Origin of the sequence: Maritimibacter sp. DP1N21-5 (assembly GCF_019218295.1) — a bacterium.
Classification (GTDB): domain Bacteria; phylum Pseudomonadota; class Alphaproteobacteria; order Rhodobacterales; family Rhodobacteraceae; genus Maritimibacter.
In genome coordinates this window covers 1,123,613-1,138,535 of the sequence record NZ_JAHUZF010000006.1, presented here as the reverse complement: position 1 = coordinate 1,138,535, position 14,923 = coordinate 1,123,613, and the positions used below count along the sequence as shown (strand labels likewise).

General features: G+C 64.0%; 9 protein-coding genes. 2 read left to right on the top strand and 7 right to left on the bottom strand.

Going from position 1 to position 14,923, the window contains the following annotated elements; genetic code table 11:
• Nucleotides 1-313 precede the first annotated feature (313 nt).
• Nucleotides 314-8,170, top strand: coding sequence for an Ig-like domain-containing protein (locus tag KJP29_RS13230; RefSeq protein ID WP_218464005.1), 7,857 nt, complete (start codon nt 314-316; stop codon nt 8,168-8,170).
• Nucleotides 8,171-8,733: 563 nt separating this feature from the next.
• On the top strand, nt 8,734-9,432 hold the full coding sequence (locus tag KJP29_RS13225) for a Hint domain-containing protein (RefSeq protein ID WP_218464004.1): 699 nt from the start codon (nt 8,734-8,736) through the stop codon (nt 9,430-9,432).
• A gap of 66 nt (nt 9,433-9,498) precedes the next feature.
• Here the strand turns inward: KJP29_RS13225 and KJP29_RS13220 are convergent, their stop codons facing one another.
• The 7 genes from KJP29_RS13220 to KJP29_RS13190 are packed head-to-tail and all read right to left on the bottom strand — an operon-like array spanning nt 9,499 to nt 14,885.
• Nucleotides 9,499-10,110: an NTP transferase domain-containing protein gene (locus KJP29_RS13220; RefSeq protein ID WP_218464003.1), complete on the bottom strand. Its 612-nt coding sequence runs from the start codon at nt 10,108-10,110 to the stop codon at nt 9,499-9,501.
• Nucleotide 10,111: 1 nt separating this feature from the next.
• Nucleotides 10,112-11,413: a branched-chain amino acid ABC transporter permease gene (locus KJP29_RS13215; RefSeq protein WP_218464002.1), complete on the bottom strand. Its 1,302-nt coding sequence runs from the start codon at nt 11,411-11,413 to the stop codon at nt 10,112-10,114.
• Nucleotides 11,410-12,420 (bottom strand): branched-chain amino acid ABC transporter permease, encoded by a 1,011-nt coding sequence (locus tag KJP29_RS13210; RefSeq protein WP_218464001.1) that lies wholly within the window; start codon nt 12,418-12,420, stop codon nt 11,410-11,412. The genes KJP29_RS13215 and KJP29_RS13210 overlap by 4 nt, the downstream gene beginning before the upstream one ends.
• The gene (locus KJP29_RS13205; protein ID WP_218464000.1) at nt 12,420-12,788 is read right to left on the bottom strand and encodes a hypothetical protein; all 369 of its coding nucleotides are present in this window, start codon (nt 12,786-12,788) and stop codon (nt 12,420-12,422) included. Before KJP29_RS13205 ends, KJP29_RS13210 begins: the two co-directional genes overlap by 1 nt.
• Nucleotides 12,789-12,790: 2 nt before the next feature.
• On the bottom strand, nt 12,791-13,609 hold the full coding sequence (locus KJP29_RS13200) for an ABC transporter ATP-binding protein (protein WP_218463999.1): 819 nt from the start codon (nt 13,607-13,609) through the stop codon (nt 12,791-12,793).
• Nucleotides 13,606-14,106 carry a hypothetical protein gene (locus KJP29_RS13195; RefSeq protein ID WP_218463998.1) on the bottom strand — a complete coding sequence of 167 codons (501 nt, stop codon included), beginning with the start codon at nt 14,104-14,106 and terminating at the stop codon, nt 13,606-13,608. Before KJP29_RS13195 ends, KJP29_RS13200 begins: the two co-directional genes overlap by 4 nt.
• On the bottom strand, nt 14,103-14,885 hold the full coding sequence (locus KJP29_RS13190) for an ABC transporter ATP-binding protein (protein ID WP_218463997.1): 783 nt from the start codon (nt 14,883-14,885) through the stop codon (nt 14,103-14,105). Before KJP29_RS13190 ends, KJP29_RS13195 begins: the two co-directional genes overlap by 4 nt.
• Nucleotides 14,886-14,923 lie beyond the last annotated feature (38 nt).

Genomic DNA, 14,923 nt, shown 5'->3' with positions numbered 1-14,923 from the left:
GGGTCCGATCTCTCTCCTTCTGGGCTGTGACGGTGCCGAGTGTGCGGGCAATCCGTGGTCCGGATGTCGCTCGACGCTTGGGTCGGAACGAACACCGATGTCGAGGGGACACTGAGGGACATGACGTCTTTGCCTGTACTTGATCCGGGGACCCGCGCCTGCGCTGCGGGCGCCGGCGGCGTTCGCACCCATCAAGCGACACGAATGAGCGACACCGTCGCCGGGGGCCCGTTTCCCCGGTCAGCAACCTATGACCGCAACGTGACCAGCCAGCCCATCGCACGGCGCGGATTTGAGCAAGGGAAAGAGTGACATGACTTTCAATTCCAATACTTCCTCCACCTGGCAGCCGTCCGGCGATTACCGCCTCGACTGGGACCTCACCGGGTCCGACGGCTCTGCCGCGCTCGTGTCCGCCACCGGCAACCAGAACGTTTCGGTTTCGGTCTCGACGCCAGGCAATGGCGACGGCGACAGCTTCGCGATGGCGGATGGCAAACTTCACTCCGCGAGCGTGCAGAACCCGACACAGACCATCATCGACTTTGGCGCGGCCGTGACAGACGTGAATTTCCAGATCGAGGACGTGGACCAGGACAACAACTGGCTTCTGTCGGAAACTTGGGACGACAAGGTGACGGTGCTCGCCTATGACGCCGACGGGAACCTCGTCGACGTGGATTTCTCCTTTGCTTCCGACAGCGGCATTACCGCGACCGGCAACAGCGTCGAGGGCGGCAAGAACATCGACGGCGGCTTGAGCGGCGAAAGCACCCGCGACAACGTGACCGTCTCCGTCGCGGGTCCGATCACGAAGCTCGTCATCATCCACGACAACGGTGCCTCCGACAAGGACAGCGGCTGGGTCAAGATCACGGATATGGGCTTCAACGCCGTGCCCGATGCTGCGTCGCTCGACGGCATCGTCGAAGGCACCGACGGGGCCGACGTGATCGACGCCTCCTACACCGGCGATCCGGATGGAGACATGGTCGACAACAACGACGCCGTGCTGCCGGGCGAGTTTGGCAATGACGACATCATCTATGGTTTCGGCGGCGATGACGTGATCAAGGCGGGCGCGGGCTACGACGAGATCTATGCAGGGGGCGGCGATGATTACGTCGAAGGCTCGTCGGGCAATGACGTCATTCACGGCGACATGGAAACCCGCGATGGCAACGTTCCTACCGAGACGCGTGAAGTCTTCAAATGGGACGCAGCGCCGGGATATGCGGATGAGAAAGACACCGCCGGCTTCACCCAGAACACCGGATCCGTCAATGTGACCATGTCGGTCGTGTCGAAGTCCTCGGACGCGCAGGTCGAGTTCGAGAACGACGCCGGCAACGTGTCCGGCCTCGACGCCGGGGCCGACGCCAAGTCCGGCCTCGCGCTCGAAGGCGACGACAAATACGACGACGCCAAGATCCAACTCGCCTTCGATCAGGACGTCACCGACGTGAGCTTCCGGATCAACGACATCGACCAGTGTTCGTCGGTCAAGGTCTGGGCCTATGTCGATGGCAAGGCCGTCGAGGTCGATCTGACAGGCGGCACCAAGGTGGGTGTCTCGGGCAATGTGGCGACGGCCAAGGCTTCGGACGCGCCGGCGACCGCAGATCAGAACTCGCTTCTCGTCAAGATTGCGGGTCCTGTCGACAAGATCGTGGTGGAGCACGACATCACGGGCTCGTCGACGAGCCATGTGCAGCTGACGGACGTCTACTTCACGGCGACCACCGAAGGCGACTGCCTGCCGGACGAAGCGGGCAACGACACGCTTCTGGGCATGAACGGCGACGACATCATCTATGGCGAGGGCGGTGATGACACCATCGACGGCGGCGCCGGGAACGACGTGCTCTATGGCGACCACGGTCTGGTCAACGGCACGCCCGCGCCGACCATGGTGCGCGAGAGCTTCAACTGGACGAAACCGGCCGGGTCCGACGCGCAGGATTTTGCGCAGAACACCGGCAATGTGGACGTGTCCTTCAAGATCGTCTCCGAAGACGCTGGGGTGACCTCGTCCTACGCCGCCGATGCGCAGAATGTTTCGGGGATCGACAGCGGCTCCGAGACGATCAACGCCAAGCAGTCCTTCTATTCCGAGACGGGCGGGCAGGGGCGTGACGCCTCCTATGAGCTGTCCTTCTCGAACGCCGTGGAGAACGTGGCCTTCCGCGTCAACGACGTGGACGGCGACGGGCTTGTCACGATCAAGGCCTATGACGCAGACGGGAACCAGATCGCGGTTCAGCTGACCGGCGGCTCCAAGGTCACCCTGAAGGACACCGACGGCACGCTGGGCAAGGACACCATCGACTCGAACGGCGGCTATCTGGAAGACACGGCCGCCGAATACTCGACCCTGGTCCAGATCGCGGGTCCGGTGGCGAAGATCGTCATCGACCATGCCCAGAACGGCCCCAACAATTCGGGCATCAACGTCACCGACGTTTACTTCGACGTGGCGGATGGTGCGGCCTGTGAGCCCGATGACGAGGGCAACGACACGATCACGGGCGGCGCGGGTGCCGACCTCATGTATGGCGAAGGCGGCAATGACACCTTCGTGGTGGCAAGTGGCGAAGACGGCGCGGGCGACACGGTCATCGGCGGCAACGGCCCCGTCCAGACCACCGACCGCGACGTGCTCGACCTCACCGGCGCGGGCCGCGTCACCATCGACCAGACCGCGGACGACAGCGACGCGGGTGCCTTCAAGGGCACGGTGACTTTCTCGAACGGCAAGGTCCTGACCTTCAGCCAGATCGAAGAGATCGTGACCGACCCGCAGAACACGAACCCGGACGCCGTGGATGACAGCGCCTCGGTCGACGAAGACGGCTCGGTCGTCGTTCCTGTTCTGGCCAACGACAGCGATCCTGAGGGCGACACGCTCACCGTCGACAGCTTTACTCAAGGATCGAACGGCACCGTATCGCAGAACCCGGATGGGACGCTGACCTATACGCCGAACACGGACTTCAATGGCCAGGACAGCTTCACATACACCGTGACCGACGGAAACGGCGGGACCGATACGGCGACCGTCACCGTGGACGTGGGCGCCCAGAACGATGCGCCGGATGCCGTCGACGACACCATCATGGTGGATGAAGACAGCTCGGTCGATATCCCGGTTCTCGCCAATGACAGCGACCCGGAAGGCGACACGCTGACCGTCGGCAGCTTCACCCAAGGGGCAAATGGCACCGTGTCGCAGAACCCGGACGGGACGCTGAAGTACACGCCCAACGCGGACTTCAACGGTCAGGACAGCTTCTCCTACACCGTGACCGACGGAAACGGCGGCACCGATACGGCCACCGTCACCGTGGACGTCTGCCCGAAGAACGACGCGCCGGATGCCGTTGACGATGTGACCTCGACCGATCCCGGTGTGCCGGTCACGCTCAACCTCCTGGCCAACGATACCGACATCGACGGCGATCCGCTTGAAGTGTTGAAGGCGACCGGTCCGGCGAATGGCACGATCAGCGGCAATGCCGATGGCACCTTCACCTATACGCCCAATGCGGGCTTCGAGGGCACCGACAGCTTCACCTACACGATCACCGACGGCCACGGCGGTCAGGACACCGCGACGGTGCTGATCTCGGTCGGCGATGGCAACCTGCCGCCGGATGCCGTGGAAGACACGGCCTCTACCACCGAAGGCACGCCGGTCACGGTCGATGTGCTGGCCAACGACAGCGATCCGGACGGCGATGCGATCTCGATCGACAGCTTCACCAACGGGACCAACGGGACCGTGTCCCAGGATGGGGACGGAAACCTCGTCTACACGCCCAATGACGGCTTCACCGGGCCGGACAGCTTCACCTATACGATCACCGATGGCGCCGGAAATCAGGACACGGCCACCGTCTCGGTCGATGTGGGGGCCGCGCCCAACTCGAACCCGGACGCGGTCGACGACACGGCCTCGACCATCGCGGGCACGCCGGTGACCTTCAACGTGCTGGCCAACGACACGGACCCAGAGAACGACCCGCTCCAGATCACCCAGCTCATCGGGGCGCCCGCCAACGGCACGCTCACGGCTGGCGCGAACCCGGGCGAGTTCATCTATACGCCCAATGCGGGCTTCATCGGGACCGAGAGCTTCAGCTACACCATCTCCGATGGCAACGGAGGCACCGACACGGCCAGCGTTACCATCGACGTCACGCCCAACGGCAACAACGCCGTCGTGGCCAAGGATGATGCGCTCGATATCGACGAGGATACCTCGATCATCGTCGACCTGACCGACAACGACTTCGACCCCCAGGGCGACAGCTTCTCGGTGACCGCCTTGGGCACGCCCGCGAACGGGACGGCGACGCTGCTGGCGGACGGCACGGTGCAATACACGCCCGATCCGGACTTCTTCGGGACCGACAGCTTCACCTATACGATCACCGATATCTACGGCGCCACCGATACGGCGACCGTGACGGTGAACGTGGACCCGGTGAACGACGACCCGAACGCCGACGACGACGTCGTGGTGATCGAGCAGGACAGCCCGGTCGTGATCGACGTGATCGCCAATGATAGCGATCCGGACGGCGACCCGCTCGAGGTGTTGGACTACACCCAGCCCTCGAACGGCACGGTGACGGCGAACCCCGACGGGACGCTGACCTATACGCCCGAGGCCGGCTACATCGGGACCGATACGTTCGAATATACCGTGACCGACGGCAACGGCGGCACGGACACGGCGACCGTCTCGATCGGCGTGCAACCCGATGACGAGAACACTACGGACGCGGTGGACGACACCGCGACGACCTCGCCGGGGACGGCGGTGGAGATCGACGTCCTTGCCAACGACACCGATCCCGAGGGCGACGCGATCAGCGTGATCTCCTCGACCCAGCCGGCCAACGGCACCGTGACGAACGTGGACGGGGTCTTCACCTATACCCCGAATGCGGGCTTCACCGGCGTCGACACCTTTACCTACACCATCGACGACGCCCAGGGCGCGACCGACACGGCGACCGTCACGGTGCGCGTGATGGAGGGTGGGCAGAACACCGTCAGCGCCGTGGACGATGCGGCGACGGTGGATGAGGATACTTCGGTCATCGTGGATGTGCTGGCCAACGACAGCGATCCGGAAGGCGACAGCTTCGATCTGATCGCGGTCGGCACGCCCAGCAACGGCACGGCCGAGCTTCTGCCCAACGGCACGGTGAAATACACGCCCAACGCCGACTACTTCGGCACCGACACCTTCACCTACACCATCGAGGACCAGTTCGGCGCGACCGACACGGCCACGGTGACGGTGACGGTCGACCCGGTGAACGAGGTGGATGCCGTGGACGACACGGCCTCGACCGCGGCGAACACGCCCGTGGCCATCGACGTGCTGGCGAACGACACGGATCCGGAAGGCGACGCGATCAGCGTCATCGGCTCCACGCCGCCCGCCAACGGGACGATTTCGCTCGCAGGTGGGGTCTTTACCTACACGCCCAACGCGGGCTTCACCGGGACCGACACCTTCACCTACACGATCGACGACGCGCTTGGCGCGACGGATATCGCGACGGTGACCGTGTCGGTGGGTATGACTGGGCCGAATACGGTCGATGCGGTAGACGACGCCTATGACACCGACGAGGATACCGCCCTCATCGTCGATGTGACGTCCAACGACCTGGACCCGCAGGGGGACCCGATCACCGTGACCGCCCTGGGCACGCCCACGAACGGGACGGCCGAGCTCCTGTCCGACGGCACGGTGAAATACACGCCGAACGCGGATTTCTTCGGAACCGACAGCTTCACCTACACGGTGACCGACGGAAACGGCGCGACCGATGTGGCGACCGTGACCGTGACGGTCGATCCGGTGAATGACAACCCGGACTCCGAGGACGATCTGGTGGTGACAGAAGGCGGCGATCCCGTGGTCATTCCGGTGCTCGACAACGACAGCGACCCGGACGGCGATCCGCTTGACATCATCGACATTGGCACGCCCACGAATGGCACCGTCACGCAAAACGACGATGGCACCGTGACTTACGATCCCAATGACGGGTTCACCGGGACCGATACCTTCACCTATACGATTTCCGACGGAAACGGCGGGACAGATACGTCGACAGTGACCGTTGTGGTCAACCCCGAGCCAGGCCAGAACGCCAATCCCGATGCCGTGGACGATACGGCCCGCACGCCGATCAACACGCCCATCGTGCTTGCCGTTCTGGCCAACGACAGCGATCCGGACGGCGATCCGCTTTCGGTGATCGACGCGCAGTCGAGCTTCGGCACGCCCACGATCAATGCCGACGGCACGATCACCTTCACGCCCGCGACGGACGTCACCGGGCCGGCCACGGTGACCTATACGGTCTCGGACGGGAACGGCGGCACCGATACGGCGACCGTGTCCCTGATGATCAACGACGGGATCGTCGAGGGCACCACCGGCAACGATGTGATCGACACCAGCTACACGGGCGACCCGGAAGGCGACCTCGTGGACGCGGGAGACAACATCTTCCCGGACAAGGGACCGAACGACGACATCATCGAGGCCTACGAAGGCGATGACATCATTCGGGCCGGTGACGGCGACGACGAGATCTACGGCGGCGACGGCAACGACGTGGCCTATGGCGGTGACGGGGACGACTACATCGACACGCGGGCGCCGACCGAGGCCTCGGATCACGGCTTCGTGCCGGGCGAGACGGTCGACAACTGGCCCTTCGGCCCGCTCACGCCCAACGATCTGGTGCCGAAAGACACCGACCCCTACAACGACATGGACGTGGTCTATGGCGGGGCCGGGAACGACACCATCCTGACCGGCGACGATGCCGACGTGGTCTATGGCGGCGATGGTGACGATACCATCGACGGCGGTCTCGACGACGACACGCTCAAGGGCGATGCCGGGGACGATTACATCATCGGCGGTCACGGCGCGGATGTGATCGACGGCGGCGACGGGGATGACGAGATCTGGGGTGGCCTGGGCCCGAATACGCCCGACATCCTTGACCTCGAGGACGACGCCTATCCGGTGAACGACTATGGCGATGCCGACAGCAACGATCCGGACAGCGTCACGCCCACCTTCCTCGATCCGCGACCCGAGAACGGCAAGGACATCATCCACGGCGGTGCAGGCAACGATGTCATCTATGGCCAGGACGACGATGATGTCCTCTTCGGGGACGAGGGCGACGACTACATCGACGGCGGGATCGACGACGACACCATCTTCGGTGGAGACGGCGACGACGAGCTCTATGGTGGCAAGGGGCAGGACTATATCGACGGTGGTGCCGGTAACGACACCATGGATGGCGGCGACGACAGGGATTATTTCGTCAACGTCAACGCGGGCGATGTGGTCGATGGCGGCGAGGGCGGAGACGACTTCGACACGCTCGACCTCACCGGGTCGGCACCGGTCGGCGGATCGCTCATCGTCACGAAGGACCCGTCCAACGTCGAGAACGGCATGGTCGAATTCTTCGACGACCAGGGCAACTCGGTCGGCACGATGGAGTTCTTCAACATCGAGGACGTCGTTCCCTGCTTCACCCCCGGCACGCTGATCGCGACGCCGAAGGGCGAGGTTCCGGTCGAGGAGCTGCGTGAGGGCGATCGGGTCATCACCCGTGACAACGGCATCCAGGACATCGCCTGGGTCGGGCACAAGGCGCTCGACTGGCGGGCGCTCCATTCGAGCCAGCACTTGAAGCCGGTGCTGATCAAGGCAGGCGCGCTGGGGCCGAATCTTCCGGAGCGCGACATGATGGTGTCGCCCAACCACCGGATGCTGGTCGCCAACGAACGCACCACGCTTTACTTCGACGAACGCGAAGTGCTGGCCTCGGCCAAGCACCTTGTCGACAACGAGGGTGTGATGCAGGTCGATGTGAAGTCGCTGACCTATGTGCACTTTATGTTCGAAAAGCACGAAGTGGTGCTCGCGGACGGCACCTGGTCGGAGAGCTTCCAGCCGGGCGACCATTCGTTGAAGGGCGTCGGCAACGCGCAGCGTCAGGAACTCTTCGAACTCTTCCCCGAGCTCGAGACCCGCGAAGGGATCGACGACTATGTCGCCGCGCGGCGCATCCTGAAGAAGCACGAAGCGCAGATGCTGGTGAAGAAGTGATGCAGCGGCCCGCCAGGTAACCGGCGGGCCACCCAAACCTGTCAGGGGAGGGGCTGCCCCCGGTCCGCGAGGACCGCGTCGCGCGGTGAACGACCGCAGGACGTCACAGGTTAAGAAAGCAACTCCATGACCTTGCTCGTGGAGTTGCTTTTGCTTTGGGAAACGTAACGGATGGTTAACGATTGTGGCCGTTCTGCCGTGCCGCAGACGCATTTCGGACACAATTGAAGATCGCCGCGCCACAGGCGTTTATTGTTTCCATCACGTGTTCAATAGGCCGCTCATTCTACATTTACCCATGAAACAAGGCCCTTGTAGCGATTCGTCGCTCACCTGCGCCCTGAGCTGATGAAACGCATGAGGGGAGAGGAGAGGCGCCCAGTCGCGCCCCGCAATGTGGCGAAAATGCGGCGCATTGCTCAGGCGAGCGCGAAACGCCCTTGCGGGGAAGGGTTTGGGTCGTTCCAATTGTCGGTGCCGTTTTCACACTTACGGCACCTTTTCCGATTAGCCTGACGGTCAACGAGCCCTTTGGACCTAGCTATTGGAACTGGACTGCCGCCATGTTGCACTTCCGCTCACCCGCTGTTGATCGCGACCTCGATCCCGGACTTGGCCTGCAACCCGAAGGACGCGGGGGGTCGCCCCTGTCGGTCTTCTCGCCATCGGGTCTTGCCCCGTCAGCGGTGCTGGAAACGGTAAACGGCCCGACGCTCGCGCGTGATGTCAAGACGGGCGACCAACTCGTCACTCGCGACAATGGACCGGCGGTCGTGCGTTGGGTCGGCGAGAGCATGACCATGTATGACACCACGCATGACGATGCATCCCGCTCGGCCCGCGGTCCCGTGCGGATCAAGGCCGGGGCGCTCGAAACCGATCCCGACGCCGGAAACCTCGTGCTCAACGCGGGTCATCGGCTCCTGGTGCGCAGCCCCTTGAACGAACTCTACTTTGGGACGGAAGAGGTGATCGCGGAGGTGGGCGATCTGACCCACCTCGACGGAGTCGACTTCGTGCCGCGCTCGGTGATGCGTTTCCGGCATATCCTGCTCGACACGCATGAGCTTCTCTGTGCCAACGGCATCTGGATGGAAAGTTTCTCGCCCGAGATGTGGGCCATCCGCGTGGCCTTCCCCGATCAATACGAAGAGATCACAGAGGCCGTGCCGCGGCTCAAGTTCGAAACCGGCGAGGCCAACTACATCTGTCCGCGCATGGCGCTGAACAGCCGCGAGGCCCGTCTTCTTCAGGATATCTGAAACGGGTCCACCAACCTCGGCCCAGAAACCACAGCGGCCGCCCGAGTGGCGGCCGCTTCGTTTGGATCAGGCCCGCGCGACGAGGCTGCGGGAACGCCAGGCGTCCCAGTCTTCGGGTGTGTCCAGATCAGTGCGCGCGTGACTGTAGGGCAGGGTGACGGGGCGCACGCGATCCCGGTTTTCGCGAAACAGCCGCCGCGCGCCTTCATCGCCGTTGAGCGACCGCAGAGCCGGGAAATCGCGCGCCGGGAACACCACGGGGTGCCCCGCGATTCCGTCCGCCGTCGCGCCGCGCAGGATTGATTCCCCGTCGAACTCGGCCAGGACCCGCCGCATATCTTCCGACGTGATGTCGGGCATGTCGGCTAGGAGCATCATGACCGCGACCGACATTTCCGGCAGCGCCTCGACCCCGGCGGCGACCGATGCGGAGAGACCCTCTCCCGCGTCCCTGACCTCGATCGCCGCGACAGGCCATTCCTCGATCAGCGCCCAGCGATCCGGACATTCCTCGCGCGGCGGAAGCGTCACCACCACCGGCTGACCGGTCAGCAGCGCCGCCTCGATCCGGTCGATCAGCAGCGGCTTACCGCTCTCCACGGGTTCGAGCAGCTTGTCCGCGCCTCGCATCCGCGACGATTGGCCAGCGGCAAGGATGAGAACGGGCAGGGCGAGCATGTCATTTCTCCGGTATCAGACCGCGCGGTGAGAACCTTAATACGAGAAGCAAAATAAGCCCCATGGTCAAGAGCCGCATATGTGCCGCCGAGGACAACAGATGCGATTTCAGGTCGCCCTCCGGCATGCTCGCGGTGATCCAGCCCATGAGGGCATTGCCCATCGGTTCCACCTGGACCCAGAAGAACCAGATCACGAAGCCCCCCAGCACAGCGCCCCAGTTGTTGCCCGAGCCGCCGACGATGACCATCACCCAGATCAGGAAGGTGTATCTAAGGGGTTGATAAGACGAAGGAGTCAGCTGGCCGTCCAGCGTCGTCATCATCGCGCCCGCGAGCCCCACGACGGCCGAGCCGATTACGAAGATCTGGAGGTGGCGGCGGGTGACGTCCTTGCCCATGGCCTCGGCCGCGGTCTCGTTGTCACGGATCGCGCGCATCATCCGGCCCCAGGGCGAATTCAGCGCCATCTCGCTCATCCAGATCAGGATCAGAAGCACCACGGCGAAAAGCCCGGCATAGGCCAGTTTCACCACGATGGACGAGAAGGTCGTCGGGTCCATGCCCCAACCCAACGCAAGGTCCACGAAGGAGGGATTGTTCTGCAGGTTGATCTCATAGGGCACCGGACGCGGCAGCCCGTTCACGTTCTTAACGCCGCGGGACAGCCACTCCTCGTTCTTCAGGACCGCGATGATGATCTCCGAGATGCCGAGCGTCGCGATGGCGAGGTAATCCGAGCGCAGTCCAAGGGCGGTCTTGCCGATGGCCCAGGCGGCGGCGGCCGCCAGCGCGCCGCCCACGGGCCAGGCGAGGATCACGGGAAGGCCCAGCCCGCCCAGATATCCGGTGCCCGCCGGGTTGACCGCCTCGATCGCGTCGACGCCGGCGTCGAAGACCCAGCGGAACAGGAAGAACCCGATGACCAGCTCGGCCAGCAGGACCAGCGTGCGGGTCTTGCCCGGTGCCATGCGCTTCCAGATCTGCACCCCGCCCAGGATGACCAGAGCGCCGACCACGAGCCCGCCAAGCGCGCGCAGTCCGCCCGCGGCCCATGCGTCCGAAACCGGCGGCATGGCGGTGATCACCACGCCAAGGCCGCCCAAGGCGGCGAAGCCCATGATCCCGACGTTGAAGAGGCCCGCATAGCCCCACTGCATGTTCACGCCCAGGGCCATGATGGCCGAGATGAGCCCCATGTTCAGGATCGCGAGGGCAAGGTTCCAACTCTGGAACGTGCCGGTGCCCACGATCAGCAGCGCGACGACGGCGAAGAGCGCGATATTCCGCCAGTTCATGCTCATACCGATTTCCCCTTGAAGAGACCCGTGGGCTTGAACAGCAGCACGATCACGAGGATCGCGAAGGACACGGCGAATTTGTAGTCGGTGGACAGAAGCTGGAGCAGCCCGTCCGGCACCCAGTCACCCGGCGCCACATAGGCCACGACCTTCTTCCAGGCATAGGTGATCGTCACCTCGGAGAAGGCGATGACGAACCCCCCGGCAATGGCCCCGACGGGCGATCCGAGCCCGCCGACGATGGCCGAGGCGAAGATCGGCAGGAGGAGCTGGAAATAGGTGAAGGGCTTGAAGGATTTGTCGAGCCCGTAGAGCACGCCCGCGATGGTGGCGAGCGCGGCCACGATCAGCCAGGTGATCATCACCACGCGCTCCGGATTGATGCCCGACAGAAGCGCCAGATCCTCGTTGTCCGAATAGGCGCGCATGGATTTCCCGGTGCGGGTCCTGTTGAGGAACCAGAAGAGCGCGATCACGACGATGAGCGCTGTGACGATGGTCAGCCCCTGCGTGGTCCGGAAGGCAAGCGGCTCGGCCAGCCCCGACCACTCCCGGAAGTCGCGCGCGTTGATGATGAAGCGTTCGCCGTCGGTGAAACTGCGGTCGTCGGGACCTACGATGAGGCGCACGATGCCGTTCATCACGAACATCACACCGATCGAGGCCATGACGAGCACGATGGGCTTGGCGCGCACCCGGCGGTAGTAGCGATAGACCACCCGGTCCGTCCCGATCATCAGGGCCGCCGTGATCGCGATGGCGAAGGGCAGGGCGAGAAGGGCGGTGGGCAGGACCCAGAGATGCAGCCCCATCGACTGGAACCAATAGGTGATCAGGATCGTGACCATGGTGCCGAAGGCCATCTGGTCGCCATGGGCGAAGTTCGAGAACCTCAGGATGCCGTAGATCATGGTCACGCCCAGTGCGCCCAGTGCAAGCTGGCTGCCATAGGCCGTAGCGGGGATCACCACGAAGTTCAGAAGGGCAACGATTGCGTTGACGAAATCCATTACGCGGGCGCCTCGCAGGTCAGATGTGTCAGGGTCGAGGTGGGCGGGGTCGTCCCGGTGTCGAGCACGTGAAGCAGCATCGCGATGCCGGTCTCGCTTGCCCCGTCGACCAAAAGCGTCGTCACCGCGCCACCGTCGTTCCAGCTCCACGGCCCCAGATCACCGGCCATGGTGCCGGACATCGCCGCGTCGCCGACCGTAACCTCGACGTGACCGGCCCGACGGGCATCGAGCGCCTGTGGTGCGATGTCGAAGGTCATGGGGTGCCCGGTATCATCGGTGCAGGCGTAAGTGATCACGCCACCCTCTGCCCATGCGGCTAGAGGAATGAGAGAAAAGGCCAGAGCCACAAGCGCTTGTCGAGCCATCCTCATCCTCCCAGGAAACTCTGGCGCACTTCGGGATCGGCCAGAAGCTCCTTGCCGGTCCCGGTGTGGGCATTGGCGCCCTGGACCAGCACATAGCCCTTGTCGGCGATCTCCAGCGCCTGGCGCGCGTTCTGCTCCACCATCAGGACCGGAAGCCCGGTGCGCGCCACCTCGATGATCCGGTCGAAAAGCTCGTCCATCACGATGGGGCTCACGCCAGCTGTCGGTTCGTCGAGCATCAGCACCTTGGGTTTCGTCATGAGCGCGCGACCGACCGCGACCTGCTGTCGTTGTCCGCCGGAGAGCTCGCCCGCCGCCTGATGGCGCTTTTCCTTCAGGATCGGGAAAAGGTCATAGACCTGTTCCATCGTGGGGCGGATGTCGTCCTGGCGGATGAAGGCCCCCATCTCGAGGTTTTCCTCGACCGTCATTGAGGTAAAGATGTTGTGGGTCTGGGGCACGAAGCCCATGCCCTTCTGCACCCGGTCCTGCGGCGACAGCTCGGTTATATCCTCGCCATCAAGCCGCACCTTGCCGCCGCGCACGTCGAGCATGCCGAAGAGCGCCTTCATGGCAGTCGACTTGCCGGCACCGTTCGGTCCGACGATCACGGCGATCTCGCCCTTTTCGACCGCGATGGTGCAGTCATGCAGGATGTCGGGCCCGTTGCCGTAGCCGCCGGTCATGGTGTCTCCGATCAGGAAGGGGCCGCCGGCTGCCGGGGTGGCGCGGCCGTGCTGCGGGCCGGGCGTCATCGTCGCGTGGCTTTCCTTCGTCACCGAGCGGTCCTTGTTTCCGCGTCCCGAATAAGCGTCGCTCATGGGGTGTCTTCCTTGGTTGCGGCCAGAACGGCGGCATGTGCATCGAGATGGGCCTCGGTGAGCCCCTCGGTGGCTTCGGTGGTCTGGATCACGACGACCTCCTCGCCGACTTCGGTCACGGTGACCAGCGCCTGAAGTTTCGTCATGATGGCGTAATCCACGCTCGCCGCGACCCGGTCTTCCGGGTGCTCGACCGGCGGAAACTGTCCCACAAAGCCGCCGACCAGCGTATTGGCGATGGACTTCGCGCCGGCGTCGGTGCCGTCCCAGCGCGACAGCGCAAAGACCGGCAGCCTGTCGAAGGTCAGCGTGATGCCGGAGCGGGAGGTGAAGACCTCCTGTTCGCTGTCGGTGTTCACCACCGGCTCGACCCCCGCGAAGGGCGTCCCTTCGGCACAGAAATCCACCCCCTCGGTCACCGCGCGGCAGGCGGCGGCCTGTGCCAGAGCGGGCACCGCGAAAGCGAGCAGGGTGGTGGCCAGTGCGAACCCCCTCATGCGCCCACCTGGTCCTTGTTCTTGAGCCCGGTGCCCAGATAAGCCTCGATCACATGTTCATTGGCCTTGATCTCGGCCAGCGTGCCCTCGGCCAGTTTCTTGCCCTCGGCCATGCAGATGACCGGATTGCAGAGCTTCTCGATGAAATCCATGTCGTGCTCGATCACGACGAAGGTATAGCCGCGTTCGGTGTTGAGCCGTTTGATGGCGTCGGCGATGGTATAGAGAAGCGTCCGGTTCACGCCTGCACCGACCTCGTCCAGAAAGACGATCTTGGCGTCGACCATCATCGTGCGGCCAAGCTCCAGAAGTTTCTTCTGGCCGCCGGAAATCTGGCCCGCGCGCAGGTCGGCGATATGGGAGATCGTCAGGAACTCGAGCACTTCGTCGGCCTTGGCACGGAGTGCGCGTTCCTCGTTGGCGATGCGTTTGCGCCCGAACCACGTGTCCCAGAGGTTCTCGCCCGACTGCCCGCCCGGCACCATCATAAGGTTCTCGCGGCAGGTCATCGACCCGAACTCATGGGCGATCTGGAAGGTCCGGAGCAGGCCCTTGTGGAAGAGGACATGGGGCGGAAGGCCAGTGATGTCCTCGCCGTCCATCGTCACGCGACCCGACGTGGGTGGTAGAACGCCCGCGATCACGTTGAAGAGCGTCGTCTTGCCTGCGCCGTTGGGTCCGATCAGCCCGGTGATCGAGCCTTTTTCGATGGTGAGGCTGGCGCCGTCGACCGCGTGGAAGCCGCCGAAATGCTTGTGCAGGTTCTCGACCGTAATCAAGCGATGTCCCCCGAAGAATATAAGTGCAGCCCGGAGGC

What these genes read in the sequence shown, in the direction of transcription:
- KJP29_RS13205 (WP_218464000.1), bottom strand. Translation starts at nt 12,788, where the DNA reads ATGGCTCGACAAGCGCTTGTGGCTCTGGCCTTTTCTCTCATTCCTCTA.
- KJP29_RS13225 (WP_218464004.1), top strand. Translation starts at nt 8,734, where the DNA reads ATGTTGCACTTCCGCTCACCCGCTGTTGATCGCGACCTCGATCCCGGA.
- KJP29_RS13200 (WP_218463999.1), bottom strand. Translation starts at nt 13,609, where the DNA reads ATGAGCGACGCTTATTCGGGACGCGGAAACAAGGACCGCTCGGTGACG.
- KJP29_RS13215 (WP_218464002.1), bottom strand. Translation starts at nt 11,413, where the DNA reads ATGAGCATGAACTGGCGGAATATCGCGCTCTTCGCCGTCGTCGCGCTG.
- KJP29_RS13220 (WP_218464003.1), bottom strand. Translation starts at nt 10,110, where the DNA reads ATGCTCGCCCTGCCCGTTCTCATCCTTGCCGCTGGCCAATCGTCGCGG.
- KJP29_RS13230 (WP_218464005.1), top strand. Translation starts at nt 314, where the DNA reads ATGACTTTCAATTCCAATACTTCCTCCACCTGGCAGCCGTCCGGCGAT.
- KJP29_RS13210 (WP_218464001.1), bottom strand. Translation starts at nt 12,420, where the DNA reads ATGGATTTCGTCAACGCAATCGTTGCCCTTCTGAACTTCGTGGTGATC.
- KJP29_RS13195 (WP_218463998.1), bottom strand. Translation starts at nt 14,106, where the DNA reads ATGAGGGGGTTCGCACTGGCCACCACCCTGCTCGCTTTCGCGGTGCCC.